Source organism: Dactylosporangium sp. NPDC005555 (assembly GCF_040605635.1).
In the GTDB taxonomy this organism is placed as follows: Bacteria; Actinomycetota; Actinomycetes; order Mycobacteriales; family Micromonosporaceae; genus Dactylosporangium.
Map to the genome: position 1 here is coordinate 64,602 of NZ_JBEXDG010000015.1, position 25,995 is coordinate 90,596.

20 protein-coding genes are annotated in these 25,995 nt (G+C 71.8%); 13 read left to right on the forward strand and 7 right to left on the reverse strand.

Annotation, left to right across the window (positions count from 1 at the left end):
• Positions 1 to 2: 2 nt before the first annotated feature.
• From ABZS58_RS19130 to ABZS58_RS19140, 3 genes are all read right to left on the reverse strand, one after another.
• Entirely contained in the window at positions 3 to 1,253 is a 1,251-nt protein-coding gene (locus ABZS58_RS19130) for an ATP-grasp domain-containing protein (protein WP_354783138.1), read from the reverse strand.
• An 11-nt stretch (positions 1,254 to 1,264) separates the two neighbouring features.
• Entirely contained in the window at positions 1,265 to 2,368 is a 1,104-nt protein-coding gene (locus ABZS58_RS19135) for an FAD-binding oxidoreductase (RefSeq protein WP_354783140.1), read from the reverse strand.
• An 85-nt stretch (positions 2,369 to 2,453) separates the two neighbouring features.
• Complete coding sequence (locus ABZS58_RS19140; RefSeq protein WP_354783142.1) at positions 2,454 to 3,473, reverse strand: TauD/TfdA family dioxygenase; 1,020 nt, start codon at positions 3,471 to 3,473, stop codon at positions 2,454 to 2,456.
• 213 nt (positions 3,474 to 3,686) lie between these two features.
• Between ABZS58_RS19140 and ABZS58_RS19145 the strand changes: the two genes are divergently transcribed.
• From ABZS58_RS19145 to ABZS58_RS19195, 11 genes are all read left to right on the forward strand, one after another.
• Complete coding sequence (locus ABZS58_RS19145; RefSeq protein ID WP_354783144.1) at positions 3,687 to 5,003, forward strand: SidA/IucD/PvdA family monooxygenase; 1,317 nt, start codon at positions 3,687 to 3,689, stop codon at positions 5,001 to 5,003.
• Positions 5,004 to 5,035: 32 nt separating this feature from the next.
• Positions 5,036 to 5,410 carry a cupin domain-containing protein gene (locus ABZS58_RS19150; protein ID WP_354783146.1) on the forward strand — a complete coding sequence of 125 codons (375 nt, stop codon included), beginning with the start codon at positions 5,036 to 5,038 and terminating at the stop codon, positions 5,408 to 5,410.
• A 6-nt stretch (positions 5,411 to 5,416) separates the two neighbouring features.
• Positions 5,417 to 7,060: a class I tRNA ligase family protein gene (locus ABZS58_RS19155; RefSeq protein ID WP_354783148.1), complete on the forward strand. Its 1,644-nt coding sequence runs from the start codon at positions 5,417 to 5,419 to the stop codon at positions 7,058 to 7,060.
• A gap of 8 nt (positions 7,061 to 7,068) precedes the next feature.
• Positions 7,069 to 8,349 (forward strand): MFS transporter, encoded by a 1,281-nt coding sequence (locus ABZS58_RS19160; RefSeq protein ID WP_354783150.1) that lies wholly within the window; start codon positions 7,069 to 7,071, stop codon positions 8,347 to 8,349.
• A 78-nt stretch (positions 8,350 to 8,427) separates the two neighbouring features.
• A complete protein-coding gene (locus ABZS58_RS19165) occupies positions 8,428 to 10,221 on the forward strand; it encodes an ABC transporter substrate-binding protein (RefSeq protein WP_354783152.1) in 1,794 nt (597 codons plus the stop codon).
• An 85-nt stretch (positions 10,222 to 10,306) separates the two neighbouring features.
• Positions 10,307 to 11,590 carry an ATP-grasp domain-containing protein gene (locus ABZS58_RS19170; protein ID WP_354783154.1) on the forward strand — a complete coding sequence of 428 codons (1,284 nt, stop codon included), beginning with the start codon at positions 10,307 to 10,309 and terminating at the stop codon, positions 11,588 to 11,590.
• On the forward strand, positions 11,587 to 12,060 hold the full coding sequence (locus ABZS58_RS19175) for a cobalamin-dependent protein (protein WP_354783156.1): 474 nt from the start codon (positions 11,587 to 11,589) through the stop codon (positions 12,058 to 12,060). The genes ABZS58_RS19170 and ABZS58_RS19175 overlap by 4 nt, the downstream gene beginning before the upstream one ends.
• 5 nt (positions 12,061 to 12,065) lie before the next feature.
• Positions 12,066 to 14,429, forward strand: a complete 2,364-nt coding sequence (locus tag ABZS58_RS19180; protein ID WP_354783158.1) for an amino acid--tRNA ligase-related protein — start codon at positions 12,066 to 12,068, stop codon at positions 14,427 to 14,429.
• Between the two features lie 174 nt (positions 14,430 to 14,603).
• Positions 14,604 to 15,857 (forward strand): glutamate synthase-related protein, encoded by a 1,254-nt coding sequence (locus ABZS58_RS19185; RefSeq protein WP_354783159.1) that lies wholly within the window; start codon positions 14,604 to 14,606, stop codon positions 15,855 to 15,857.
• Entirely contained in the window at positions 15,854 to 16,192 is a 339-nt protein-coding gene (locus tag ABZS58_RS19190) for a hypothetical protein (RefSeq protein WP_354783161.1), read from the forward strand. The genes ABZS58_RS19185 and ABZS58_RS19190 overlap by 4 nt, the downstream gene beginning before the upstream one ends.
• The gene (locus tag ABZS58_RS19195; RefSeq protein ID WP_354783163.1) at positions 16,189 to 17,217 is read left to right on the forward strand and encodes an asparaginase domain-containing protein; all 1,029 of its coding nucleotides are present in this window, start codon (positions 16,189 to 16,191) and stop codon (positions 17,215 to 17,217) included. The genes ABZS58_RS19190 and ABZS58_RS19195 overlap by 4 nt, the downstream gene beginning before the upstream one ends.
• A gap of 18 nt (positions 17,218 to 17,235) precedes the next feature.
• On the opposite strand, the gene ABZS58_RS19200 is transcribed toward ABZS58_RS19195, so the two are convergent.
• Positions 17,236 to 18,618: a hypothetical protein gene (locus tag ABZS58_RS19200; protein ID WP_354783165.1), complete on the reverse strand. Its 1,383-nt coding sequence runs from the start codon at positions 18,616 to 18,618 to the stop codon at positions 17,236 to 17,238.
• A gap of 194 nt (positions 18,619 to 18,812) precedes the next feature.
• Between ABZS58_RS19200 and ABZS58_RS19205 the strand changes: the two genes are divergently transcribed.
• Positions 18,813 to 18,992 carry a hypothetical protein gene (locus ABZS58_RS19205; RefSeq protein ID WP_354783167.1) on the forward strand — a complete coding sequence of 60 codons (180 nt, stop codon included), beginning with the start codon at positions 18,813 to 18,815 and terminating at the stop codon, positions 18,990 to 18,992.
• Positions 18,993 to 19,002: 10 nt separating this feature from the next.
• Here the strand turns inward: ABZS58_RS19205 and ABZS58_RS19210 are convergent, their stop codons facing one another.
• On the reverse strand, positions 19,003 to 21,987 hold the full coding sequence (locus ABZS58_RS19210) for a BTAD domain-containing putative transcriptional regulator (protein WP_354783169.1): 2,985 nt from the start codon (positions 21,985 to 21,987) through the stop codon (positions 19,003 to 19,005).
• A gap of 218 nt (positions 21,988 to 22,205) precedes the next feature.
• Here ABZS58_RS19210 and ABZS58_RS19215 point away from each other — a divergent pair, with 218 nt between their 5' ends.
• On the forward strand, positions 22,206 to 22,943 hold the full coding sequence (locus ABZS58_RS19215) for a phosphotransferase (protein WP_354783171.1): 738 nt from the start codon (positions 22,206 to 22,208) through the stop codon (positions 22,941 to 22,943).
• Positions 22,944 to 22,991: 48 nt separating this feature from the next.
• Here the strand turns inward: ABZS58_RS19215 and ABZS58_RS19220 are convergent, their stop codons facing one another.
• Positions 22,992 to 25,025, reverse strand: a complete 2,034-nt coding sequence (locus tag ABZS58_RS19220; RefSeq protein WP_354783173.1) for a cell wall-binding repeat-containing protein — start codon at positions 25,023 to 25,025, stop codon at positions 22,992 to 22,994.
• Between the two features lie 230 nt (positions 25,026 to 25,255).
• Entirely contained in the window at positions 25,256 to 25,837 is a 582-nt protein-coding gene (locus ABZS58_RS19225) for a hypothetical protein (protein ID WP_354783175.1), read from the reverse strand.
• Positions 25,838 to 25,995: the final 158 nt, after the last annotated feature.

The window sequence follows — 25,995 nt, forward strand, 5'->3', positions numbered from 1 at the left end:
CGTCAATGGGTGTCGGTCAGGCGGACGTCGATCTTGCCGGCGAGGTCGAGCGCTACCCGCATGGCGTCGTCCAGGGACGTGCCGAGCGCGCCGATGCCGCCGATGATGCTGTTGCCCTCGGGGGGCCGGCGGATGATGTCGCCGGGCCGGGCGGTGATCTTCAGGAAGTACAGCTGCTCGGCCTCGGTCACCTCGGGCGGCGCGGTCACCGACGCGATGGTGCCGCTGGGGCAGATCAGGCACATCGCGGCCGTGTGCACGTCGGTCGGGGTGAAGTGGTGCACGTCCGGGTGCACGCCGGCGGCGACGTCGGCGACGGCCCTGATCGGGTCGTAGCCGGCGGAGATGCGGGCCATGTAGTCCAGCCCCCCGCCGCCGGGCCGGACGGCGATCTCGAGGATGAACGGCTTGCCCCGGTGGAAGCGGACCTCGGCGTGCATGACGCTGCGGTGCAGCCCCTGCGCGCGGACCGCGGAGCGGACCAGGTCATGCACGTCGGCCAGTTGAGAAGCGGACAGGGCGGTCGGCGCGTGGTGCACGTCGTCGTCGAACGTGTCGCCCTCGACGGTGACCCTGTCCACAATGGACCCGAGGTAGACCTCGTCGTCCCAGACGAGGGCCTCGATGAGGTGCTCGTGCCCGTCCAGGAACGACTCGACCAGCAGGCCGTGCGGGCCGAGGTCCAGGCCGCCGGCCTCCATCTCGTACCACGACATCCGCTGGATGCCGTCCTCGGCCTGCGCGTACCGTTCGCGCAGCTGCTCCTCGTCGTCGATGCGGAACACGAAGTTGCTCGCCGCGCCGAGGGTCGGCTTGAGGATCACCGGGTAGCCGAAGTCCTTCGCCGCGCCGAGGGCCTCGTCGAGGTCGGTGACGAACGCGAAGTGCGGGTGCGCCACGTTCCCGCGTTCGTGCGCCTGCCGCATGATGAGCTTGTTGCGGCTGGCGACCGCCGCGTCGACGCCGATGCCCGGCAGGCCGAGCGCGGTCGCCACGGCGGCCACGGCGACGACCGCGGACTCGGAGAAGGTGAAGATGCCGTCGAACTGCTCCTCGGCGTGCCACGCCTTGGCGTGCGCGATGAGGTCGTCGACGTGGGTGCTGCCGGCCCGGCGGTAACGCTCCGCCGGCCAGAAGTCGTCGGTGCCGACGCCGTTGAGCACATACAGCTCGACACCCAGGTCGGCGATCTGCTGATAGCGGGACAGGTAGTAGTAGGCGTTCTGGCTGGCTTCCAACCCGAGCAGTTTCATGACACCTCACATCACGGGACGGTGGGGGACAGCACCGGCTCGGCACCGGCGGCGGCGCCGGACACCTGCCGCACCAGGGAACGGGCGATGAGCGGGGCGAACTTGAACGAGGAGCCGCCGCACGCCGCGTAGGACACGACCCGCTCGCCGAGCACCGCGACCATCGGGCCGCCGGTGGATCTGCGCATCAGGTAGTAGGCGTCGCGGCCACCGGTCAGCCAGTCGGCGCCGAGGCCGCGGACCAGCGGCGCGAACTCCTCGACCAGGTGGTCGCGCCAGTAGGCGGGGGTGCTGATGTCGCCGACCTCGGTCACCACCCGGCACGCGCTCGCGGCGCTGAGCTTCAACGGCGTGCCGGCGATCGGCGGCACGAGCCATCCGCCGTTGCTCGTGCCGAACGTCGAGATCGGCGGGGTGGCCGACCATACCGCGGCGTCCTGCGCGGGAACGCCGCAGAAGACCATGCTCTGCCGGCACAGGACCAGCTCGTCCGCCAGCGGCGCCGGCAGCAGGCCCCGCGACCACGCCCCGGCGGTCAGCAGCACCGCGTCAGCGGACAGCACCTCGCCGTCGGCGAGCCGGACGGCGGGGTTGTCCGCGTCGACCGCGACGACGGCCCGGTGCGGCACCAGCTCGGCCCGCGGGGACTGCCGCAGCCAGCCCCGGCAGGCCGCGAGGACCCGGTCGGCGAGCAGCACGCCGGCCAGGTCCTCCAGGACGGCGGTCGCGCCGTCGGGGAACCGGATCTGCGTGTAGGTCGACGCGAGCGACAGCGGCCCGAACAGGTGTGCTCCGGAGCCGGCGCCCGACAGGACCTGCTGCGCCCTGGCCAGGTCGTCGGCCGGCAGTACGTGCAGCGCACCCACCGGCTCGTAGATCCTGGTCGACAGCAGGCGCTGCAGCCGCAGCCACTGGTGGTGCGCCAGCACCGCGTCCGCCGTGGCGACCGGGTCGTCCAGGTGCAGCGCGCGGATGACCCGGTGCCAGTCCGAGGACGTCGATCCCGCGAACGGGATGTCGGCCTGGTCGACGAGCACGACCCGGTGGCCGTCGGCCACGATCTGCACCGCGCTGAGCAGCCCGATGACCCCGGCGCCGACTACGACGATTCGCACGGCGCACCTCTGCCGGTCCCTCGCTGCCGGCCTCCGGACACGTCCGCCGGTGCCGGCGGGTCCTGCCCGGGCGTCTGCGGCCGCATCAGTGGACCCGGCGGCTGTCCGCGGCGCTGCGGTAGCGGATGTCCCACAGGGTGCGGCGCAGGTAGGTGCGCTGCAGCCAGCGGTCCTGGCCGTCGTGCTGCGCGAGGAACTGGGAGCGGGCGTGCAGGCCCTTGCGGTTGTTGATGAGCAGCGCCGTGCCCCGCTCCAGCCGCACCTCGTGCGCGACCGTGCGGCACGAGCGCTGCAGCTCGGTGAGCGCGGCCTCCGCCTCGGCGGTGAGCCCGACGACGCCGTTGGCCGACACGACGATCCCGGGCGCCGGCGGCGGCCCGGAGATGACGGCGATCGGGTCCGACAGCACCGCGTGGCCGCCGGCGTGGTCGCGCACGTAGCTGCCCGGCGCGTTCAGCCGGAACTGCGGCGTGCGCAGGGCCCGCACCACGTCCGCGGGCAGGTCCCGGATCACGTCCCGGGCGTCGGCGTAATACGTGACGGCCTCGGCGTTGCGGTCCTGCCGGAGGCAGTTGAGCACCAGGAAGTCGGGGTTCGGCAGGTCGAATCGGCCGGACTCGTCGAACACGATGTCGCTGTGGAAGTTCAGAAACGCCGCCGAGCTCTGGTTCGTCTGCGACATCGCGCCGGTGGACACCGGGACGACGTCGTGCACCAGCCGGCCGGCCTTCTCGGTCGTGACGCCGACCGGCTCGCCGAGCAGCTGGCTGAGGCCGAGCAGCACGCCCTCGGCGACGAACGTCCGCTTCAGCGGGCTCGGCTCGCCGTTCACGGGCGTCGGCGGCAGGTCGGGGTCGACGGGCAGGTTGCGCACCAGCGCGACGCCGGCGGTGTCGACGTGCCGCCCGAAGTCCAGGATGCCCTGCAGCAGGGGAAGCGGCAGCGCCGAGAACACCACCCGCAGCCAGGTCAGCGAGCGATCGATGTCGTCGACCGGGTTGGGCGACGACTCCAGCAGTTCGCCGATCGCGTCCCGCACGCTGTCGGGGAGCACGAATTCGGTGAATGTCCTGTCCAGCGTGCGGACATCCGCATCGGCAAGCATGGCAAACAATCCTCTCCGACTGAGAAAGGTGATTGGTGTCAGCCAACAACGTCGCACCCGACGACGTCAATGAATGCGATGACCGGGATTGTTGGTCGATGACGAATTGATTGTTCTGCGATCGGCGGGGTTCCGGTCAATGCCGCGACGGGTTTGAGTAACGGCAGCGAAGCGCGGTGCTGACTCAGGTCCCGACGACGGTTGGAGCACTCTATGGCGGATCGTGAAGTCGAGCTACTGGCGGTCGGGGCGGGCCCATCGAACCTCGCACTCGCCGTGGCACTCGAAGAACTCGCCCCCGAACTGGCGCGCGACTCACTCATCATCGAACGCAATCAGGGGGTGAGCTGGCAGCCCGGCATGCTGTTCCCGGAGGCGCTTTCCAACACCTCGTTCCTCAAGGACCTGGTGACGTTGCGAAATCCACGCAGCCGGTTCTCGTTCCTCAACTATCTGCACGCCACCGGCCGGCTCGACCTGTTCGTGAACATGGGCAGCCTGACGCCCTACCGGGCCGAGGTGGCGGACTATCTGCAGTGGACGGCGCGGTCACTGGCGCTGGTCGACCTGCAGTACGGCCGGCAGTGCGTGGACATCAGCCCGGAATGGACCGGTGGCACGCTCACCGGCTGGACGACCACCATCGCCGACGGCTCCACGATCCGCAGCCGGTACCTGGTCCTCGGCACCGGCCGGGACATCCGGATCCCCGAGGTCCTGCGCGACCTCGACCGGGACCGGGTGGTGCACAGCACCCAGTACCAGAAGCGGATCGGCGTCCTGCGCAAGGACCTGCCCTACCGGGTGGTGGTCGTCGGCGGCGGGCAGAGCGCGGCCGAACTGTTCTACTCGGTGCAGCACGACCTGCCGGAGTGCCGTCCCACCATGGTGATGCGCTCGGTCGGCCTGAACTCCTACGAGACCAGCAAGTTCACCAACGAGCTGTTCTTCCCGTCGTTCGTCGACGAGTTCCACGCGTCCCGGCCGGAGGCGCGGGAGCAGATGCTCGCCGAGATGCGGCCGACCAACTACGCCGGCGTGGCGCCCGGCATGATGGAGTCCCTCTACCGCCAGGTGTACCTGGACCGCCTCTCCGGCCGTTCCAGGCTGCAGATGATCACGATGCACGACATCACGGCGGCGCGCGACGAGGGCGACGAGATCGTCCTGGAGCTCACCGACTGGCGCACCGGCGCCACCCGTGAGGTGCGCACCGACCTGATGCTGCTCGGCACCGGCTTCTCCCCGGAGATGCCGTGGGCGGTGCGGCGGCTGACGGAGCGGCTCGGCCTGTCCGACGTCGCCGTCACCCGCGACTACCGCCTCGTCGTCGACCGGCCGAGCACGGCGGCGTGCTACCTGCACGGCGTCAACGAGAAGACCCACGGCATCGCCGACTCGCTGCTGTCGGTGATGGCGAACCGCGCCAACGACATCCTGCAGGACGTCCTCACCGGCGACCACCACCTCGACACGCTGGCGGCGGTCGTCGCGACCCCTGGCACGACACCCGTCGTGGCCGCGAGCTGACCCCAGATCAGTCCCTGAGAAAGGAAGCAGTCATGGAGATTCGACCGCTGGTTCGGGAGCGGATGAACCACGAGAACGGCGCGGACGCGCAGCGGCTGGTGCCGTGGGCGGCGCTGAACGCGCCGTTCGAGGGCTCCTGGTGCGTCGTCGCCCCGGGCGGCGCGACCGGCACCCACGCGCACCACGAGTACGAGATCTTCATCGCGCTGAGCGGCGAGGCGGTGCTGGACTCCGAGGGCGAGCGCAAGCCGTTCAAGGCCGGCGACATCGTGCACTTCCCCCCGCACACCGCGCACCGCGTCATCAACGAGAGCGACTCGGACTTCCAGCTGTACTGCGTCTGGTGGGACAGCGAGATGTCCGAGAAGTTCATGGAGCGGCACACGTCGCAGCCGGCGAAGGCCTGAGCGGCGATGGCGGGATCCGAGGGCGGCCGTCCGGTCCTGGTGATCGGCGGCCCGCCCACGACGAACGGCGACCTGCACGTCGGGCACGTCGCCGGGCCGTACGTGGCGGCCGACGTGTGGTCGCGGTACCAGCGTGCCATCGGCCGCGACGTGGTGTTCGCCTCCGGCGGCGACGACAGCCAGACCTACGTCACCACCACCGCAGCCCGGCTCGGCACCACGCCGACCGAGCTCATCACGAAGTCCTGGACGCAGATCAAGGGCACGTTCGAGGCGATGGGGATCGCCGTGGACGGCTTCGCGCCGACCGACGACGACTACCGCGCCACCGTGTACAACTACGTCAACCGGCTGCACGAGCTGGGCAAGTTCAAGCTGCGCACAGTGCGCCTGCCGTACAGCGAGGCCACCGGCACCTATCTCGTGGAGGGCCTGGTCGGCGGCGACTGCCCGACCTGCCTGGCGGACAGCCGCGGCGGCATCTGCGAGGCGTGCGGGCACTGGATCGACTTCGACGGGCTGCTCGACCCGTGGAACCTGCTGGACCCGGGCGACGAGGTCACCTACCGCGAGGCGGAGATCCTGGTCTTCCCCCTCGAGGAGTACCGCGAGCGGCTCATCGCGTTCCACGCCGAGAAGGCCACCACCTGGCGGCCGCACCTCGTGCAGCTGATGCGGGAGCTGCTGAGCAAGCCGCTGCCGGACTACCCGATCACCTACCCGGTCGCGTGGGGCATGCCCGCGCCGTTCCCGGAGACGCCGGGACAGACCATCAACGCGTGGACCGAGGGCATGCCGGCCTCGATGTACTGCAACCACTACGGCCGGCTGCAGCAGGGCCACACCCCGCCGACCACCGACGACGCCTGGCGCGCCGAGCACGACGCGGAGCTCGTCTTCTTCGTCGGGTTCGACAACCTGTTCATCTGGGCGCTCGTCCACGTCGCGGAGCTGATGGCGCACGAGGGCCGCTACGTGCTGCCGAGCACCATCCTCACCAACGAGTTCTACGAGCTGGAGAGCGAGAAGTTCTCCACCAGCAAGGGTCACCTCGTGTGGGCCCGGGACCTGGTGGCGGACGTGCCGCGGGACGTGGCGCGGTTCTACCTGAACCTCACCGCGCCCGAGCACGCCCGCACGAACTTCAGCCAGGCCGTGCTGGACAAGGTCGCCGGCGAACGCCTGGTCGAGCCGTGGAACGAGCTCGGGACCGCCCTCGCCAAGCTGTCGGGTGACGGCGGGCCGCTGCCGGTCTCGCCCGGGACGCACGCCCGCGTCGCGGCGATGATCTCCCGGTTCCGGCACTGCTTCGAGCTGGACAGCTTCAGCCTGAGCCGGGCCGCCGACCTGGTGGTCCAGCACACCGCCCGGCTGCGCGCCGACGCGCGGCTCGCCCTGACCGCGGAGCCCGAGGCGCTGCGGTTCCGGGCGGGGGACCTGTTCCTGCAGATGCGGGCGCTCATCACCTGCGTGTCGCCGATCCTCGTCGACGTCGCGGCCCAGGTGGCCGAGAACGGCGAGTTCGAGCCGCGGCTGTCCGCCGACGCGTTCGACGTCACGCACACCACCGCCTTCGCCGTGCCCGGGCTGAGCCTGCGCACCGCGTCGGCGGGGCACGCCGACCCATCCGTCGCTACCAGCATCGTCTGAGGCCGAAGATGTCTATCGACACGTCACCGCCCATCGCAGCAGCCGCCGCCCGGCGGTCGAGGCTGACCGAACGGCAACTCGTCGCCGCGGGCTTCATCACGACCGCCGGCAACGCGTTCCAGATCACCGCTGCCTCCATCATGGTGTTCCGGGCCGAGAACACCACCCTGTCGGTCGGCTGGCTGTTCATCGCCGTGTCGATTCCGCAGGTCGTCCTGTCGGTCATGTTCGGCCGGCTGGCGGACCGGATGGACCGCCGCATCCTGTGCGTCCTCGCCGACGTGGTGAGCGCCGTGACCGCGTTCGCGCTGCCGCTGTGGATGTGGTTCGGCGGTCCCGTCAGTCTCGGCTCCTACCTGGCGAACTTCCTGCTCGCCGTCACCGCGGCGCTGTTCATGCCGGCCAGCAACGCGCTGGTCAAGGAACGCGTCGTGGACAAGCGGCTCGGCAGGTTCAACAGCCGCTACGAGATGGGCACGAACGTCGGCATGTTGCTGGCGTCGTCCTCGGCCGGGTTCCTGATCGTCGGGTTCGGCGCGACGCCGCTGCTGGTGTTCAACGCCTTCACGTTCGTCGGGTCGGCGATCCTCACCTGGTTCATCGGCGCCAAGCCGGCCGTGCCGCAGGAGTCCCCGGTGACCGCCGGTGACGGCGCGGCGACCACCGGACCGGCGGTGCCCTTGCGGCGGCAGCCGATCAAGCGGCTGGCGCTGCTGTACACCGCCGGAAACGCCAACCTGATGGTCAGCAACGTCATCCTGACCACCATCGTCCTGCAGCACTGGAAGCAGAGCCCGTGGGTGATCGGTGTGGTCGACGCGCTCGCCGGGGTCGGGTTCATCATCGGCGCCGCGTGCTACCCCTGGATCAGTGCCCGTATCAAGGGGTTGCACCTCGCGGTGCTCGGCCAGCTCGGCTGCATGACGATGGTCATCTTCGAGCCGCTGCACTACATCGCGCTCATGTCGGTCATCCCGGTCGCGGCGTTCTGCTTCGCCAACGGGCGCATCGCCGCCCGGACGCTGCTGATGCAGGCCAGCCCCGTGGAGCGGGTCGGCCGGATCTTCGGCGGCGCCCAGGCGTTCGGGCTGGCGCTCGGGGTGGCCGCGACGGTGGTGCTGTCCGCGGTGGCCGACGCCATCTCGGTGCCATGGGCCTTCTGGGGCCTGGTGATCCTCGTCGACGCCATCGCCATCGGCACCTACCTGAGCCTGCGCAAGCCGCTGGCGGAGGCCGAGAAGGCCCCTGCACCCACCGGGTCCGCCGAGCCGGTGGCCGTCCCCGCCTAGAAGGAAGGCCGGCGCCCGGTCCGAGCAGGGCCGGGCGCCGCGGGACCGAGCCGGATCACCGCATCCACGAGAGAGGTCATGATGGACCAGCAGTTGACATCCGCGGTCGAGGGCGGCGTCGCCACCTGGGCCTGCCTTCCAGGGTTCCCGCCGGCGGTCATCTTCCCGTTCACGCCGCCCGAGCGGTACGGCATGCGCAGCACCTACGAGTTCCAGATGCTCATGTACCGGCCGCTGTACTGGCTCGGCCGCGACGGCAAACTGGAGATCGACTTCGACCTGAGCGTCGCCGACGAGCCGGTCTGGGACGAAGACGGCCTGACCGTCACCATCCGGATCAAGCCCTGGAAGTGGTCCAACGGCGAGACGGTGTGCGCCGACAACGTGATCTTCTGGATGAACATGCTCGCCCGTAAGGGCCCGAGGTTCGGCGCCTACGTCGAGGGGTTCTTCCCGGACAACCTGGTGTCCTACCAGAAGGTCGCCGAGGACCGGGTCAGCTTCACCTTCGACCAGGTGTACTCGCAGTACTGGGTCCTGATGAACCAGCTGACGATGATCACGCCGATGCCGAAGGCGTGGGACCGCACCGCCGACGGCCCGGCCGACGCCAGCCACGACATCGAGCAGGTCGAGGCGGTCTTCGACTACCTGCTGGCGGAGAACGGCCCGCCGACCGCCGAGAGCAACGCCCACCGCGTCCTGTGGCCGGACAGCCCGATCTGGAGCGTCGTCAACGGCCCCTGGAAGCTCACGACCTTCACCGACGAGGGCGCCGTCACGTTCGTGCCCAACGAGCACTACAGCGGCCCCAACCCGGCTCGCCTCGCGGAGTTCCGCCAGATGCCGATCGAGACCGACGAGCAGGAGTACGAACTGCTGCAGCGCGGCCCCGAGGGCGCCGACGGGATCCAGATCGGCTTCCTGCCGATGAGCTTCGGCGTGCAGCCCAGCGGCGACCCGACCGTGGGCGGGCCCAACCCGCTCGGCGACCGCTACGACCTGGTCCCGCAGGTGCTGTTCAGCCTGCACTTCATGGCGCTGAACTTCTACAACCCCAACATCGCCGGCAAGCTGATCCACCAGCCGTACATCCGGCAGGCGCTGCAGAGCTGCCTCGACCAGGACTACGGCTCGCGGGAGATCTACCAGGGCTACGGCTGGCGCCAGGACGGCCCGGTGCCGAGCCTGCCCGACAGCGACCTCATCTCGCCGCGGCTGCGGCGCGGCGGCGTCGTCTGGCCGTTCGACCCGGAGCGGGCCCGCGAGCTGCTGGAGGCCAACGGCTGGGACACCAGCGTCTCGCCCGCCGTGTGCGTGCGCCCGGGCACCGGCCCCGGCGAGGCCGGCGAGGGCATCCCGGCCGGCACCGAGCTGAGCCTGTCGCTGCGGTACATCGAGGGCCGGCCCGCCCTGACCCGCCTGATGGAGCAGTTCCGCGCCGACGCCGGCAAGGCCGGGATCGAGCTGCGGCTGTCGGAGATCTACGCGTCGGTGCTGGTCGCGCAGGACGGGCCGGGCGCGCCGACCCCGGAGAACCCGCGCACCTGGGAGCTGTCCTGCTGGAACGGCGGCTGGGTCTACAACCACCCGACCGGCGAGAACCTCTTCCAGAGCGGCGCGGCCTGCAACTTCAGCAACTACCGCGACGAGCGCGCGGACGAGCTCATCGCCCGGACCGTCACCACCGACGACCCGCAGGCGCTCTACGACTACCAGGACTACATCAGCGAGCAGGCGCCGGTCCTGTTCACGCCGAACTTCCCGCGCCGGCTGTTCGAGGTCGCCTCGAACCTGCGCGGCTTCACGCCGGTCAACCCGTACGGCCTGATCAACCCGGAGAACTGGTACTACGTCGAGGAGGCGTCATGAGCGGCCAGCGAAGCGGCTCGGGCTGCGAATCGGTATCGCAGCGTCTTGGCTCGCGGCGGCACCGGAGCGAAGCGGAGGTGACGCTGTGAGACCGGTCGTTCTCGTCGGCTTCGTGGGCGCCGCGCTGCCCACCCTGCCGAACATCCAGCCCGACCAGTCGGTCATCTTCGTCGAGGAGCCCGACGTCGTGCGCAAGCGCGACGTGCGGGCCAAGGTCGCCGCCTGCCCGACCGTGCGGGAGCTCGTCGAGTGGGAGTTCCACCTGCCCGGCAAGGCCGACGAGTTCTATCACACCTACCGCGACCTGGACCCGGAGGCGGTCATCCCGCTGACCGAGTACGCGACACCGTTCGCGGCCCGGCTGGCGGAGCGCTACGGCCTGCCGGGCGCCGGCTTCGCCGCCGCGACGCTGCTGCGGGACAAGGCGTTGCTGCGCAACGTCAGCCGCGCGGCGGGGGTCACCAACCCGCGCAGCGTCCGGGTCGAGGGCCCGCACGAGGTCCTCGCGTTCATGCGGTCGGTCGGCGGCCCGATCGTGCTCAAGCCGGCCAACCGGCAGGCGTCGGTGGGCGCGTGGCTGATCCACGACCAGGCCGAGGTGCCGGCGGCGTGGGAGGCCTGCGTGGTGCAGGACGAGGGCATCTTCGTGCCGGACCGGCCGATGGAGCTGCGGATGCTCGCCGAGGAGTGCGTGATCGGTGAGCAGTACAGCGTCGAGATGCTGATCCGCGCCGGCCAGGACCTGTTCGTCAACGTCACCCGCGCCCGCCTGGTGCCCGGCCCGATCCCGGCCGAGGAGTCGCAGCTCGTGCCGGCCGACACCACCCCGGACGTCATCGCGCTGCTCGGTGAGCAGACCCGGCGGATCGTCGACGCGGTCGGCTTCCGCGACGGGATCGTGCACTGCGAGTGGATCGTCAGCGACGGCGTCCCCAACCTCGTGGAGTGCGCCGGCCGGTTCGCCGGCGACGGCATCATCGAGCTGATCGAGCGCGCCTACCCGGTGGACCTGGTCCGCGCCTACTACGCGGTGATGAAGGGTCAGCCGGTCCCCGGCCCGCTGCCCCGCACGGCGCGGCGCGCGGCGGCGGTGCGGTTCCTGTCGATCGGCGCGGGCGTCGTGAGCGACGTGCGCGGCGTGGACCGGGCCGAACAGGCCGAGGGCGTGTTCCTCTGCGACGTCACCGTCAAAACGGGGGAGCGCTTCGGCGGGCTGCGCAGCTCGTGGGACCGGGTCGGGGACGTGATGGTCACCGGCGACACCCCGGCCGACGCGCTCCGGCTCGCGGACGAGGCGGCCGCGCTCATCGAGATCGACGTCATCGAAACGGACGTGGTCATGCCGGCCCTGGAGACAGTGGCGCCGTGACGACCCAACGTGCCGGGGCGGTCGCCACGCGGCCGCGCCTCGAGGTGGTCGTCACCGGCCTGTCCTCGGACGCGCACACCTGGAACCTGGTCTACCTGCAGCTGCTGCTGGAGGAGCTCGGCTGCCGGGTGACCAACCTCGGCGGGTGCACGCCCGACGAGGTGATCGTGCGCGAGTGCGTGGACAACCGGCCGGACCTGGTGGTGATCGGCAGTCTCAACGGTCACGGCGTCCAGGACGGCACCCGGCTGATCGCCGCCGTGCGGGCCTGCCCCGCGCTGGCGGCGACGCCGGTGGTGATCGGCGGGAAGCTCGACGTGGCCGGCGGCGGAGACGGCCACAACGGCGACCGGCTCCTCGTGGCGGGCTTCGACGCCGTCTTCGAGGACACCGGTGGGCTGAACCCCTTTCGGTCGTTCGTGCGGACCCTCGCCGCCCGCCCGGCCACCGCCGCGGTCGGCGCACGATGACCGCCGTGGCCGAGCCCGGTGCGCCGGCACTCACCGGGACGGGCATCCTGCCGGCAGCAGCGTCGCTGCCGCGGGTCCCGTCCTTCGGCGAGGTGGTGGCGGCGCACCGGGCCCGCGGGGACCTGGTCGTCCAGCCCAGGATGGGCTTCGCCGACCCGGACCGGATGCGGCAGGGGCTGCTCGCGACCCGCGGGGCGCGGGCGGCCACCGTCGGCACCATCACCCTCGACAGCTACACGAGGGTCGGCGACCACGACGCGGTGGCCCGGGCCCTGGCCGCCGGCGCCGACCTCAACGGCTACCCGCTGGTCGACGCCGACGCGGCCGGCACCGCACGGATGCTCGCCGACGCGCTGGCCCCGGCGTTCCCGGTGCAGGTGCGGCACGGCTCGGCCGATCCCCGCCGGATCGTGCGGACCCTGCTCGCGCGGGGGCTGCACGCCACCGAGGGCGGCCCGGTGTCCTACTGCCTGCCCTACAGCCGGCTGCCGCTGGTCACCGCCGTGGAGCACTGGCGGCAGACCTGCGAGACGCTCGCCGCGGCCCGCGAGCACGGCAGCGAACCCCACCTGGAGACGTTCGGCGGCTGCATGATGGGCCAGCTGTGCCCGCCGGCGCTGCTGGTCGCGCTGAGCGTCCTGGAGGGCATGTTCTTCCGGCAGCACGGGCTGCGGTGCATCTCCTTCAGCTACGCGCAGCAGACCCACGCGGGGCAGGACGAGGAGGCCGTCGCGGCGTTGCGGCGGCTGATCCGCCGGTACGTGCCGGACGCCCGCACCCACGTCGTCGTCTACACCTACATGGGGGTCTACCCGCGCACCCCGGCCGGCGCGCTGGGACTGCTCGCCGAGTCCGCCCGGCTGGCCGTGCGGACCGGCGCCAGCCGCCTGATCGTCAAGACCGAGGCCGAGGCGCACCGGATCCCGACCATCGCCGAGAACGTCGCCGCCCTGGAGCACGCCGCCGCCGCGTCCCGGTCCGCGGATCCCGGCGGTCCGGTCGAGGACACCGGCATCCACGCGCAGGCGCAGGCCCTGATCGAGGCGGTGCTCACGCTCGACGACGACCTCGGCCGGGCGCTGACGGTCGCGTTCGCCCGCGGCCACCTCGACGTGCCCTACTGCCTGCACCCCGACAACGCCGGCCGGGCCCGCGGCTACCTCGACCGCGACGGCCGCCTGCAGTGGCAACGCATCGGCGCGATGCCGCTCGGCGACCTCGTCACGGTGCCCGCCACCGAACCGATGACGTCCTCCGGCCTGCTCGACGCCCTGCAGTACGTGCAACGCACCTTCGACGACCGGTTCGACACGACGCGCCGGTACATCACCTCGACGGGAACTTGGGAGAGCCACATGACGACCACCCCGCTGGACAGCAGGATCACGGCCGGGCAGCGGCCGCCGGGCACGCGCGCCCACCTGACCTCGCCGGTGACCCAGGCGGCGCTGCGCATCCAGAACTCCATCCTCGCCGGCAGCCGCGAACACCTGAGCACGCTGGGCTTCCAGGAGATGATGCCGCCGATCATCGGACCGGTGACCGACCCGGGCGTGCGCGGCGCCAAGCAGATCGACGTGGACTTCTACGGCCACCGGTACAAGCTGATGACCAGCGTCATCCTGTACAAGCAGGCGTCGCTGCTCGCCTTCGACAAGATCTTCTACGTCGCGCCGAACGTCCGCCTCGAACCCCTGGAGACCGCCGACACCGGGCGGCACCTGGCCGAGTTCACCCAGATCGACGTTGAGGTCGCCGACGCGAGCCGGGAGGACATCCTGGACCTGCTGCAGGGCCTGCTGCGGCACATCGTCCGGCACGTGCTGCGGGAGAGCAAGGCCGACCTGACCGCGCTCGGCCGCGACCCGGACGTGTTCGAGGCGCTGCTGCGCGACGACTTCGAGCGGATCAGCCACCCGGACGCGGTCGCGCACCTGCGCCGCCTGCGGCACCTGCAGAGCACCGACGCGGAGATCGACTGGGAGGGCGAGCGGCTGATCTCCGAGCAGACCGACCGGCCGTTCTTCATCGTCGGCTACCCGAAGGGCTCCCGCGGCTTCACCGACGGCGAGTCCAGCACCGAGCCGGGCGTGCTGCGCAACTTCGACCTCATCGCCCCCGACGGCTACGGCGAGCTGTGCAGCGGCGGCGAGCGCACCTACGAGTACCGGCGGCTCATCGAGCGCATGCGGGAGACCGGCGAGAACCCGGCCAAGTACAAGTGGTACCTGGACCTGGCCCGCGAGGGTCTGCGCCCGAGCGCCGGCTTCGGTCTCGGCCTCGAACGCGTCACCCGCTACCTGGCCGGCCTCGACGCCGCCTGGCAGGGCAACGCCTTCCCCAAGCTCCCGGGGATCGTGTCGCCGTGAGCGGCCCGGAGCGCAGCGGAGAGGCCGCTCACCAGGGGCTCAGTGTTGGGTCAGGCCGACGCCGGAGCGCAGCGGAGGTGGCGGAATGACCGGCCCGGAGCGGAGCGGAGTGGCCGCTCACCAGGGGCTCGGTGTTGGGTCAGGCCGACGCCGGAGCGCAGCGGAGGTGGCGGCATGATCAGGGCTCCCCAGATGCCGGAAGAGGCCATCCGGGCCCGAGCAAGGGAGGCGACGGCGGCGGCTTTTCCCGACCTCGCCGACTACGGGCACGCGCTGTTCGGCGCCACGCCTCGCGACACGGCGGGCGGCGACGAGCTCGACCGGGCGCGGATCGTGCCGCCGGTGTTCATGCCGCGGCGGCTGGAGCGGATGTTCGACCTCGGCCGCGAGCCGCTGCCCGCCGATGCCCTCCTCGCCACCGAGATCGGCGGGTTCACCTCGCCGCTGCCGGTCTTCCTGTGCGCGTTCGGCTCCACCCAGGTCGCTGGGCGCGGCCTGGGCGTCGACGCGAGCGAGCAGGCCGGCCGGCTCGGCATCCCGATGGTCATCGGCGAGAACGTCGTGCCCATGCACGGCTACGGCCGCACCGCCGACGAGCCACGCCCCGAGGACGGCCTGCTGGGCCGGATCCGGGCCTACGCCGACGCGGTGCCCGACGGGTCCGGCGGCGTCGTCGTGCAGCAGAGCACCGAGGACGCCGACGCCGAGGTGTGGAACCTCGTCTACAGCGACCCGTTCGCGACCCGGCTGCTGAACAGTGGCCGGCTCGCGTTCGAGCTGAAGGTCGGCCAGGGCGCCAAGCCCGGCCTCGGCGGGATGACGGTCATGTCGCGCGACCGGGCCGCCGCGGTGTCCGAGCAGTACGCGATGGACGAGGCCTTCGGCCGCGACACCGGCAAGGTGCTGCGCTGCAGCAGCCCCGGCACGTTCACCGAGGAGATCCTGCGCCAGCAGGTGCACCTGATGCGCAACAACTACCCGCGGGCGCGGGTGTGGGTGAAGCTGCACCCGGGCCGCGACGTCGGGCACGCCGCCGAAGTCGCCTGGGCCGCCGGCGCCGACGCGGTCACCGTCGACGGCGCCGAGGGCGGCACCGGCTGGGCACCGTCGGTCTTCCTGGAGCAGGTCGGGCTGCCGCTTGCCGAGTGCCTGCGCCGGGTCGGCAAGCACGACGCCGGGCTGCTCGTCTCCGGGCGGGTCTGGGAGGGCAGCCGGGCCCTGAAATGCCTGGCGATGGGCGCGACCGCGGTCGGCCTGGGCCGCGCCGCGCTGATCGCCGTCGACGAGGACGCCGCTGACGGTCTGGTGCGCCTCGTGCGTTGCCTGGAGCTGGAGCTGCGGCTGCTGCTCAGCGCGCTCGGCAAGTACGACATCCATGAGCTGACCGAGGACGACCTGTGGTTTCCGAACCGGGAGGAGCCCCAATGAAGATCAACTATGACGGCCGGACGTTCCGCGCGGTGCACGCCGACCCGTCGCTGCCGGCGTCGTCGGCGGTGTACCGCCAGCGCGACGACCTGATCTGGGCGGAGTTCGGCGGCGGCGAGGTGCGCCGCGGCTCGCTGACCGGCCTGTGCGGCGAGAACGGCACCGTCGAGTTCGCCTACACCATGGTCATGGCCGACGGCGCGGTGATCTCCGGCCGCAGCGTCAACACGCCGGAGCTGCTGCCCGACGGCCGGATCCAGCTCAACGAGGAGTGGGAACGCTACGGCGAGCACGCCGAGCGCGGCTTCTCCGTCATCGTGGAGGTCCCCGCGTGACGCGCCCCGACCGGATCGGGCTGATCCTGACCGGTGGCACGGTCGGGTCGCGGCGCACGACGCGTGCCGGCGAGACGGTGGTCAGCCTGGCCACCGGCTCGCCGGGCCTCGACCTGGTCCGCTCCGCGGTGCCCGCCGGCAGGACCATGCAGTTCGCGACGCTGTCGCCGCTGGCAATGTCGTCGGAGGACATGCGGCCCGCCGACTGGCGGGTCATCGCCGACGCGGTCCGCGCGCACGTGGCCGCGGGCCTGCGCCGGGTGGTCGTCCTGCACGGCACCGACACGATGTGCTTCACCGCCGCGGCGCTGTCGTTCATGCTGGTCGACGTCGACGTCACGGTCGTCATCACCGGCTCGAACCTGTCACCGGACCGCGAGGACTCCGACGCCCGCAAGAACATCCACGACGCGCTGCTCGCGGTGCTGGAGCTGCCGCGCGGCGCGTACGTTGCGTTCGCCGGCGGCGCGAACCTGCCCAGCCTGGTGCACCTCGGCACGCAGGTGCGCAAGATCCGCACGAGCGGGCAGTCGTTCCAGTCGGTGAACCGGCGCCCGGTCGCGAAGGTCGCCGGTGGCGAGTTCACCTGGATCGACCCCTGGCGGCCCGCGCCGTGCGGCACCGCCGCGGTCAGCGATCCGGACCCCGGTGTGCTGTCGTTCCGCCTGTACCCGGGGCTCGACTTCGACGCGATGCGGCAGGCGGTGGAGGCGAGCGGCTCCAGGGCGGTGGTGATCGAGCTGTACGCGGCGGTGACCGGCCCGGCCTTCGCGCTGCCGGAGTTCATCCGCAAGTGCCGCGACAGCGGGGTGAACGTGTTCCTCACCGCCGCCGCGCCGGCCGCGAAGGAGCTGACCGTCTACGACTCGTTCGTCGCGCTGCGGGAGGCCGGCGGCACGTTACTGCCCGGCATGGTCCCGGAGACGGCGATCGTCAAGTGCATGTGGGCGCTCGGCCGCACGACCGACCCCGCGTCGGTCGCCGAGCTCATGGCGATCCCGGTGGCGGGCGAGGTCGCCGCGTAGGGGGCGCCGCGTGGGGCGCTACGCCCGCACCAGGGGGCGGTCCGCGTGGCCGAGGTTCATCCGCTTGCCGGCGATGGCCTCGGCCCGGGGTTCCAGGGCCACCGGTGCGGGTGCGGCGTGCGGTGTACTGGCGGCGAACGCGCGGGTCAGTGCCGACACGTCGTACCGCCCGGTGCCGTCGGCGCGGGTGAGCAACCCACTGTCCACAAGGGACTCCAGCAGTTCGTCGGCGGTGTCCGCGCTGGTGCCCATGGCGATGCCGACACCGATCGCGGTGGCTCCCGCGGTACCGGCGGCGGCAAGGTGATGCAGTGCGCCGCGGGCGGCCGGGGTGAGCCTGCGATAGGCCGCGGCGAAGATGTCCCGGACCTTGACGTCGCCGACACTGAGGCTGTTCATGACCCGCTCGGCGTCGCCGAGCAGGCCCGCCACGGCAGACACCGTCCACTCGGGACGGGCGGCGATCCGGCGGCCGATGACGCTGACCGCGAGCGGCAGGTTGCCGCACAGGTCCGCGAGCGCGCCGGCGGCCTCGGGCTCGGCCCGGACCCGCTCGACACCGGCGAGCCGGCCGATCAGGCCGACGGACTCCTGCCGGGTCAGCGGGGCCAGGTCGACGCGGTGGACGCCGTCCAGCCCGAGCAGCCGGGCCCGGCCGGTCACCACGATCAGGCTGGCCGTGGACCGGCCCAGCAGCGGCCGGACCTGCCGCTCGTCGGTGGCGTTGTCCAGCAGCACGAACAGCCGGCGCTGCGCGAGCAGCGACCGGAACAGGCCGAGCCGGGAAGCCGGGTCGTCGGGGACGTGCGCGGCGGCGACGCCCAGTGCGTGCAGGAAGCCGTGCACGACGGTGACCGCGTCGGTGCCGTCCAGGTCCGCGTAGAGCTGCCCGTCGGGGAACGCGTCGGACAGCTCGTCGGCGAGGCGCAGAGCGAACGCGGTCTTCCCGATCCCGATCGGCCCGCTGACCACCACCGTGGTCGCGGCCGTGCCCGTCGCGCCGGCGAGCGCGGTGTCGCGCCCGACGAACGTGCTCGAACCCATCGGCAGCTGCGCCGGTCGCTCCATTGTGGACATCGGCGGGCGGGGCGCGGGCGCGGCGGCGACCGCCGGCCGCTCCGGCGCAGGGTTGGGACCCTGGACCGCCGCGAGGTCGCGCCACCGGCGCTCCCAGACCCCGGGTTCGCCCCCGCACGCGGCGACGAACGCCAGCGTCACCGGCAGCGACGGTAACCGGTGCCCGCTCGCGGCGCTGGACAGCACCGACGGCGCGAACAGCGCCGAGCGGGCGAGCTGCCGATAGCTGGGATTGCCCGCCCGGCTGCGCAGCGTGCGCAGGTCGTAGGCGAACTCGCCGATCGGGTCGTGCACACTGTCCAGCGGTCGTTCCGGCCTGCCCATGCGATCCCCCAGGTGCCAGCGGCATGAATACGCACGTTCAGTTCTGCCGTCCGGTGGTATCCGCCGGGCATCACGGCGCCAACCGTCCGTGATAGCGCAGCCGATAGCGGCGCGATAACAGCGGCGATAGTCCCGGGTTTGCCGCCCTCCATACGTTTGCGCCACCTGCCGGAACGAACGAGGGAATGCCCGCCATGCGTGCTTTGGGAATCGTCAGGATCGCACTCGCCGTCGCCGTCGCCGCGGTGGCCATCGGACTCACCGCCGTGGACGCCGGCGCCGGCTCAGCCGCGCTCGCCGACCCGCCGGCGCCGGTCGGGCTGCCCAGCCCGAGCCCGAGCGTGCCGGTCACCAACAACAACCCGTGGGACTGATCCCCGCGCGTCAGCGCCGAGCGGTGACCGCGGCCAGCAGCCTCTCGGCCTGGCCGCGCTCCAGCTCCATACTGCGGTCCTGGAACGTCGCGATCGCGCGTTCCAGCAGCTCGGCGGCCGCGACCGGCTCACCGATCCGGTCCATCAGCCGGGCGAGGTCGAACCTGATCAGCGCCGCGCCGCCGTGGTCCATGACCTGCTCCCGGACGGTGAGCCCCCGGACGAACATCTCCCGGGCCTGCGTGAAGCGCCCCATCTCGGCGTTGACCTCACCGAGATTGCGCAGCAGGTGCCCTTCTCCGATGACGTCGCCGCTGCGCTGGACCATGGTCAGCACCTCGGCGAGGATCCGCTCCGCCTGCGCGCTCTCGCCGCGCTGGGACAGCACCTGGGCGATGCGCCGCAGCGCCTGCGCCTGACCGCCGACGTAGCCCGCCGAGCGGTAGATCTCCAGCGCCTCCTCCAGCTCCGCGTGGGCGGTCCTGCTGTCACCGCGGCGCATCCAGATGTGCGCCCGCTGGGTGAGCACGGACGCCCGGCCCACGACGTCGCCGACGTGGTCGAAGTCCCGCAACGCGTGCTGGTAGCCGTCCAGCGCGTCGTCGTCGGCGCCGCGCTGCCGGTCCAGCAGTCCCAGGTCCCGGTGGCACATGGCCAGGCCGTGCCGGTCGTCGAGCTGCCGGAACAGTCCCGATGCGCGTTCCAGCGCGGCGCGGGCCTGGTCCGGCTGCCCGCGGCTGATGTGCAGGGTGCCGATCGAGCCGAGCAGCACGGCGGTGCCCCGCACGTTGCCGGCCCGGTCGGTCGCCGCGAGCGCCTGCCGGTGGCTCTTCTCCCACTGCTCGTGATAGCCGCGCGCCTCGAACAGGGTCACCAGGGTCGCGGCCAGGTCCCAGCACAGCTCGTGCAGCTGCGCCTCGGCGGCCTGCTCCACTGCGACGCAGAGGTTGACGTGCTCGCTGTCCATCCACTCCAGCGGGTCGGCGAGGACCTGCTCCACGTACGCCGGCGGCGGCTGCCAGCGCGGCGCGGACCCGTGCAGCACCGTGTAGTCGCCGCCGTAGACCTTGCGGTGCGCCTGCTCGGCGATCGCGAGCCAGCCGCCGATCATCCGGGCCCGCGCGGCCACCCGCCCCGCCTCGTCGCCGTCGGCCACGAGCTGGTCGCGGGCGAACACCCGGATGATCTCGTGGAACCGGTAGCGGAACTCGCCGGTCGGCTCGACGGCGACGACCTCCAGCATCTGCACGTCGACGAGCGGCTCGAGCAGGTCGGACGGAAACGGGCGGCGGTCGTCGAGCGCGGCGCCGGCCAGCCAGCCCGGCATCGTCGGCCCCTCGGCGAGGCTGAGCAGCCGCAGGAGCTGCCGCGCGGAGCGGTCGAGCCCGTCGTGGGTCAGCGACAGGCTGGCCCGGATCGTCATCTCGCCGTGGGCGAGCTCGTCGAGGCGGTGCCGCTCGTTGGCGAGCCGGTCCACCATCGAGGCGAGCGACCAGTGCGGCCGGGCGGCGAGCCGGGCCGCGATGATCCGCAGCGCCAGGGGCAGCCCGCCGACCGTGCGCACCAGGGCGATCGCGGCCTGGGCCTCCTTCGCGACCCGGCCCGCGCCGATCACCCGGCCGAGCAGTTCCAGTGCCTGCGCGGTGTCGAGGATGTCCAGCTCCAGCTGGTGCGCGCCGGGCAGCGCGGTCAGCCGGGCGCGGCTGGTGACCAGGACCGCGCAGGTCTCGCTGCCGGGCAGCAGCGGCAGGACCTGGTTCTCCGACGCGGCGTCGTCGAGCACCACCAGGACCCGCCGGCGGGCGAGGAGGTTGCGGTACATCTCGGCGCGTTCGTCGAGGTCGTCGGGGATCATCGGCCCGGGGATGCCCAGGGCGCGCAGGAACCGGCCGAGCACCTCGACGGGTTCGGCCGGCACGGCACGGGTGCCGCCGAGGTCGCAGTACAGCTGACCTGTCGGGAAATGGTCCCGGTCGAGGCGATGCGCGATGTGCTTGGCCAGTGTCGACTTCCCGACGCCGGGCATCCCGACGATCACGACGACGCCCATGGCCCGCTGCGCGTCGGTGCTCGTGAGGACGTCCTCCGCCGTCTTGATGAGGTCCTCGCGGCCCACGAAGTCGGCGGTGTCGGCGGGCAGTTGATGCGGCTGCTCCACCGGCGGCGCGCTCACGACGACGGGTGCGGCCCGTTCGGGGCCGGTGCCCCGGTCGGCGACCTCGTGCAGCGTGCCGTCCCCGGCGAGGATGGCCGCCTCCAGGTTGCGCAGGTCGTCGCCCGGCATCAGGCCGAGCTCCTCGATGAGCAGGTCGCGGCCGGTGCGGTACACCTCGAGCGCCTCGGCCTGCCGCCCGGAGCGGTGCAGCGCCAGCATGAGCTGGCCGCGCAGCCGCTCCCGCAGCGGGTGCTCGTGGACGAGCCGGCCGATCTCGCCCACCAGCTGGTGGTGCCGGCCGAGTTCGAGCTCCAGGTCGAGGTAGGTCTCCGCCGCGTTGAGCCGGTCCTCGTCGATGCGCAGCGCCTTGGCCCGCAGGGCGTCGCTGGAGATGCCGGTCAGGAACGGGCCGCGCCACAGCGCGACCGCCGAGCGGAGCAGCTCCGCCGCCTCCGCCTTCGCGCCGCCGTCGGCGAGCCCGCGTGCCTCCGTGACGAGACGGTTGAAGACGTGCAGGTCGATCGATTCGTCGGTGGCCTGCATCAGATAACCGGGGGGTTTGGTGGCGATCGATGCCGCGATTCCGGCGTCGGCGAGATTGCGGCGCAGTCGCGACACGCAGATCTGGACCTGGGTCCGTGCGGTGTCGGGCGGGTCCTCGTTCCAGATCAGGTCGACGAGATGATTGCTGCCGACCACCCGGTTGATGTCCATCAGCAATGCGGCGAGGACGACTTCCTGTCTGCCAGGTGGCACCCGCACCGGTCCTTCGTGCCCGGTGACCTCCAGCGGGCCGAGGACCCGGAAGGCGATCTGTCCTCGTCCCGGTGCACCCGCCACTGAACGATGACGTATCTCCACAGTGAGGGCGCCTTCACGGAATCGGGAAACGTTGATGTAACGGTCGCCCGCGTGATAGCCCTCTGTCTATCACGTAATTGTCGCTCGATTCGGCCCGGACGTGGGTTGTGCCGGGTGATTACCGCACGTTAAGGTGCCGCGAATCCGGGGCCGATCGGGGCAGCGGCCGGCCGCCGATCCCCGGGATACTGGTCGGCGTGGATGAGGTCAAGGTCGTCGTCACCCACCGGGAGCGCACGACGCTGCGCGTCGGTGACGTGTTCCTGAAGGTCGACGCCGATCGGGCGCGCACCGGCGTCGAGGTCGAGGCGATGGCCATGGCGCCGATCCCGACCCCGGAGATCCTGTGGTGCAAGCCGCCGGTGCTCGCGCTCGCCGCCCTGCCGGGGACGGCACTCGGCCGCCTCGGCGAGCCGTCGGCCGCGTCGCCGGCGGCGTGGGCCGCGGCGGGCGCCGCCGTGCGGACGCTGCACGACGCGCCGCTGCCACCATGGCCCGGCCGGAGCGTCGACGCGATCGCGGCGGACCTCGACAGGGAATGCGAGTGGCTCGTCGCCGGCGGCGTCCTTCCCGCCGCCCTGGTCACGCGCAACCGCGAGATCGCCGAGGCCGCGCTCCGGCCGTGGACACCGGTGTTCACGCACGGGGACCTGCAGATCACCCACGTGTTCGTCGCCGGTGACGAGCTCACCGGCGTGATCGACTGGTCCGAGGCGTGCCGGGGCGACGCCATGTTCGACCTCGCCACCCTGACGCTCGGCCACGAGGACCGCCTCGGCGACCTCCTCGCCGGCTATGGCAGGGACGTCGACCTCGACGTGATCCGCGCGTGGTGGTCGCTGCGCAGCCTGCTGGCGTCGCGGTGGCTGATCGAGAACGGCTTCGACCCGTCCGCCCCGGGGTGCGAGTTCGACGTGCTCAGGGCCCGGATGTGAGGCGCCCGCCGGCTGCGGTCCCGTGGCGGCGCGGCGGTCGTGCCGCCGTCAGCGGACCTGCACCCGGTCCGGGCGCGGGCGGGGCACCGGGGGCTTCGCGGCCGCGAGCGACGATTCCCGCCCGCCGGCCGCCCTGAGGCTCTGCGCCTGACCGGCCGGTGCCGGGCTGGACGGTGTGGTCTCGGCCGACTGCCACCCGCCCGGCTCCGCGATCGCCGCGCCGAGCTTGGCCACCATCGCCTCCGGCAGGGCCAGCCGCCCGCCGAGCATGACCACCTCGGCCGCCGTCGGTGAGCAGGCCGACAGGTACGACCGGACCGCGGGGTCGAGCGCGTTCGGGGCGGTGATGAGCAGTGGCCCTCGCGCGGTGCCGATCGCCGCCCCGCCGGTCAGCGCGTCGAACCATGTCGAGGTGGTCGCCACCGCGAACCGGTTCGGCGACGTCCAGAAGAATTTCGCGACCGCGATCGCGGTGTCCTCGGCCCGTTCGCCGGACGCCTCGTAGACGTAACCGTCCCGGGTGTCCCATGAGGGCAGCATCCCTGCCGCGTACGCGTTCTGCAGCGCCGGGAGCGCCCATCCGCCGACGCAGACGACGTCCTGGGTGTCGGGGTCGATGCCGTTGAGGTAGGCGGCGGTGCTCGCCGGCATCCGGTGCCCGTCGCAGAGGACCAGCACCTGGTCGGGCAGGACGCCGAGGGTGGCACCGGCGGCGAGCGCGTCGTAGTACATGTGCGCGGTGGCGAGCACGACCGTCGTCGGGCGCGCCGACATCTCCCGCGCGATGCGCACCGCCGTGTCGAACTGGTCGGCCCCGCCGATGCGCTTGGTCTTGTACCCCGCCGCGGTCAGGCTCGTCTCGATCCCGCGGGGCAGCGCCAGTTCGCCGCCGAGGACGTACACCGTCCCGCCGGGAGCCAGGACCCGGCCGATCTCGGCCAGGACCTTCGGGTCGAGCGTCCGGTTGCCGGTGATGAGCAGCGGCGCCTGCCGCGCGACGGCGAGCGCCGACCCGCCGAGGGCGTCGTAGTACAGGTCGGCGCGGGACAGGACGACGGCCGCCGCCTTCGGCCGCGGATCGCCGGCGCTGCCGTGGTCGGCGAAGGCGTAGCGGGACGCGGCGACCGCGGTCAGGATCTGGTCGTCGCCCCACACCCGCCGCACGGTGTCCTTGGTCTGCTTCACCGGCTGCTGGCTCGGCAGCAGGCCGTCGCCGACCACCTGGGTGATGGCACCGGACGCCACGGTGAGCCGCTTGAGCGCGCCGGTGCGCCACGTCGTGGGGTGCCCGGCGTTGAACAGCAGGGTGGTGCCGTCGGGCGACCAGGACGCCGAGCGGTTGAGCAGGCCGTGCGTCTCGGGGAACGTGATCTGCCGCGGGTTGCTGCCGTCGATGTTCGCGAGCCAGAGCTGCGCACCCGGCCAGTAGCCGCCGTCGACCGAGACGTAGGCCTCCCGTTGGAACGCGATGGTGGAGCCGTCCGGGGAGATGTCCGGCTCGTACGCGTCCGCGAGGACCTGCACGGACGTGCTCGCCGAGGTCACCCGGTACAGGACCGAGTTGTTCCCGGGGTGCCCGCGGGTGAAGAAGACGGTCCCGCCGGGCGCGACGGCGATGTACTGGATCGCCTGCTGCTGGCTCGGCTCCTCGTAGAACTTGGCGGAGTGGCCTGCCCACGATCCGTCGGCGCCGATGTACATGATGGACGTGCTGTAGACGCCGATCCAGTACACGAACCGGCCGGTGGGGTCGTAGACCGGCGACGGGTAGCTGCCGTGCAGGTTCAGCACCGGGTCGCTGCCGTCGGTCCGCTCCGAGCCCACGATCTGCCCGTGGACGTACCGGCTGCCGTCCGGCGACCAGCTGACCTTCGTCGAGTAGCTCATCTCGCGGATCGGCGTGCCGTCCGCCTTGGCCAGGTAGGTCCGGCTGGTGGCGTCCATGGCGTAGGTGATGAGACCGCCGGTGCCCGGCATCTGCGCCGCGGCGGGCGAGCCGCTCAGCAGGGCGGGCGAGGCGGCGCCGGCCACGGCGGTGGTGGCGGCACCCTTGAAGATCATCCGGCGGCTCAGTCCAGTCACGCGGCGAAGTATAGGGATGAGGCGATCTTCCGGCGACCCCGTTCATCGGCGCACGGCACGCAGTGCGCCGGGCATCAACTCAGATTTATAAGAATGCAGCACGCCGTGCCGCGCGTACGGGACCGAGATGATGCACGTCTGGCTGCAGGTGCCGGGCGACATCCTCAAGGCCTGATGCCCGGGGCGCCGTCCGGTCACCGGGGCCGGACGGCGCTCCTGGCTCCCGGGGTTCAGGCGGCGTTCGGCATGTCGGCCGGCACGACGGGCTGCACCGCGGGTGCGGTCTCGTAGATCATGAAGGTCTGACTGTCGGCGGCCTCGGCGCGGACCCGGCCGCCGGAGACCCGGCGCAGCCAGATGCCGATCGCCCGGTCGAGACGGTAGGCGTCGATGTTGTGCCGGCAGATGTCCAGCGAGATGACCCCGCCGTGCTCCTCGGCGTGGTGGTACATCGCCTCGATGAGCTGCACGAACATGCCGTGCTCATGGGTGGGGACGGCGACGAAGCCGCAGTACCAGATCCGGCCGGTGGCATAGTGGACCGGCCAGCGGCGGGCGAAGTATTCGGGCGAGATCAGCGGCCAGGCGCTGAGCTGGTTGGTGTACGTGGCGAGGCCGAGCAGGACCCCGTCGTCGGAGTACGCGAGCCACTTCTCGATGCGCCCGTCGGCCATGACGTCGTCGAATTCGGCGCGGTACATGAGATGGCGCTGGACCGTCAGCGCGTTCAGGTGGCGGAATGCGTCCTCGTACAGCCGCCAGGCCTGTTCGAGCTGCTCGTCAACGAGATCCGTGTGAACGTCGATCTTCATGTGACGCCTCCCGAGTACGTTCTGTACAGAACGTATGCACAGAATGTACGTACGGATCGATTGATCGACAATCATTGAAATTCTCGCCATAAGGGAGGCCTCGACCGCGTGCCTAGGACTCGAAGTCCAGGACCCGGCCCCGTCGCCCGTGCGGGCGC

What these genes read in the sequence shown, in the direction of transcription:
- ABZS58_RS19145 (WP_354783144.1), top strand. Translation starts at nt 3,687, where the DNA reads ATGGCGGATCGTGAAGTCGAGCTACTGGCGGTCGGGGCGGGCCCATCG.
- ABZS58_RS19160 (WP_354783150.1), top strand. Translation starts at nt 7,069, where the DNA reads ATGTCTATCGACACGTCACCGCCCATCGCAGCAGCCGCCGCCCGGCGG.
- ABZS58_RS19190 (WP_354783161.1), top strand. Translation starts at nt 15,854, where the DNA reads ATGAAGATCAACTATGACGGCCGGACGTTCCGCGCGGTGCACGCCGAC.
- ABZS58_RS19205 (WP_354783167.1), top strand. Translation starts at nt 18,813, where the DNA reads ATGCGTGCTTTGGGAATCGTCAGGATCGCACTCGCCGTCGCCGTCGCC.
- ABZS58_RS19150 (WP_354783146.1), top strand. Translation starts at nt 5,036, where the DNA reads ATGGAGATTCGACCGCTGGTTCGGGAGCGGATGAACCACGAGAACGGC.
- ABZS58_RS19130 (WP_354783138.1), bottom strand. Translation starts at nt 1,253, where the DNA reads ATGAAACTGCTCGGGTTGGAAGCCAGCCAGAACGCCTACTACTACCTG.
- ABZS58_RS19140 (WP_354783142.1), bottom strand. Translation starts at nt 3,473, where the DNA reads ATGCTTGCCGATGCGGATGTCCGCACGCTGGACAGGACATTCACCGAA.
- ABZS58_RS19165 (WP_354783152.1), top strand. Translation starts at nt 8,428, where the DNA reads ATGATGGACCAGCAGTTGACATCCGCGGTCGAGGGCGGCGTCGCCACC.
- ABZS58_RS19200 (WP_354783165.1), bottom strand. Translation starts at nt 18,618, where the DNA reads ATGGGCAGGCCGGAACGACCGCTGGACAGTGTGCACGACCCGATCGGC.
- ABZS58_RS19225 (WP_354783175.1), bottom strand. Translation starts at nt 25,837, where the DNA reads ATGAAGATCGACGTTCACACGGATCTCGTTGACGAGCAGCTCGAACAG.
- ABZS58_RS19185 (WP_354783159.1), top strand. Translation starts at nt 14,604, where the DNA reads ATGATCAGGGCTCCCCAGATGCCGGAAGAGGCCATCCGGGCCCGAGCA.
- ABZS58_RS19155 (WP_354783148.1), top strand. Translation starts at nt 5,417, where the DNA reads ATGGCGGGATCCGAGGGCGGCCGTCCGGTCCTGGTGATCGGCGGCCCG.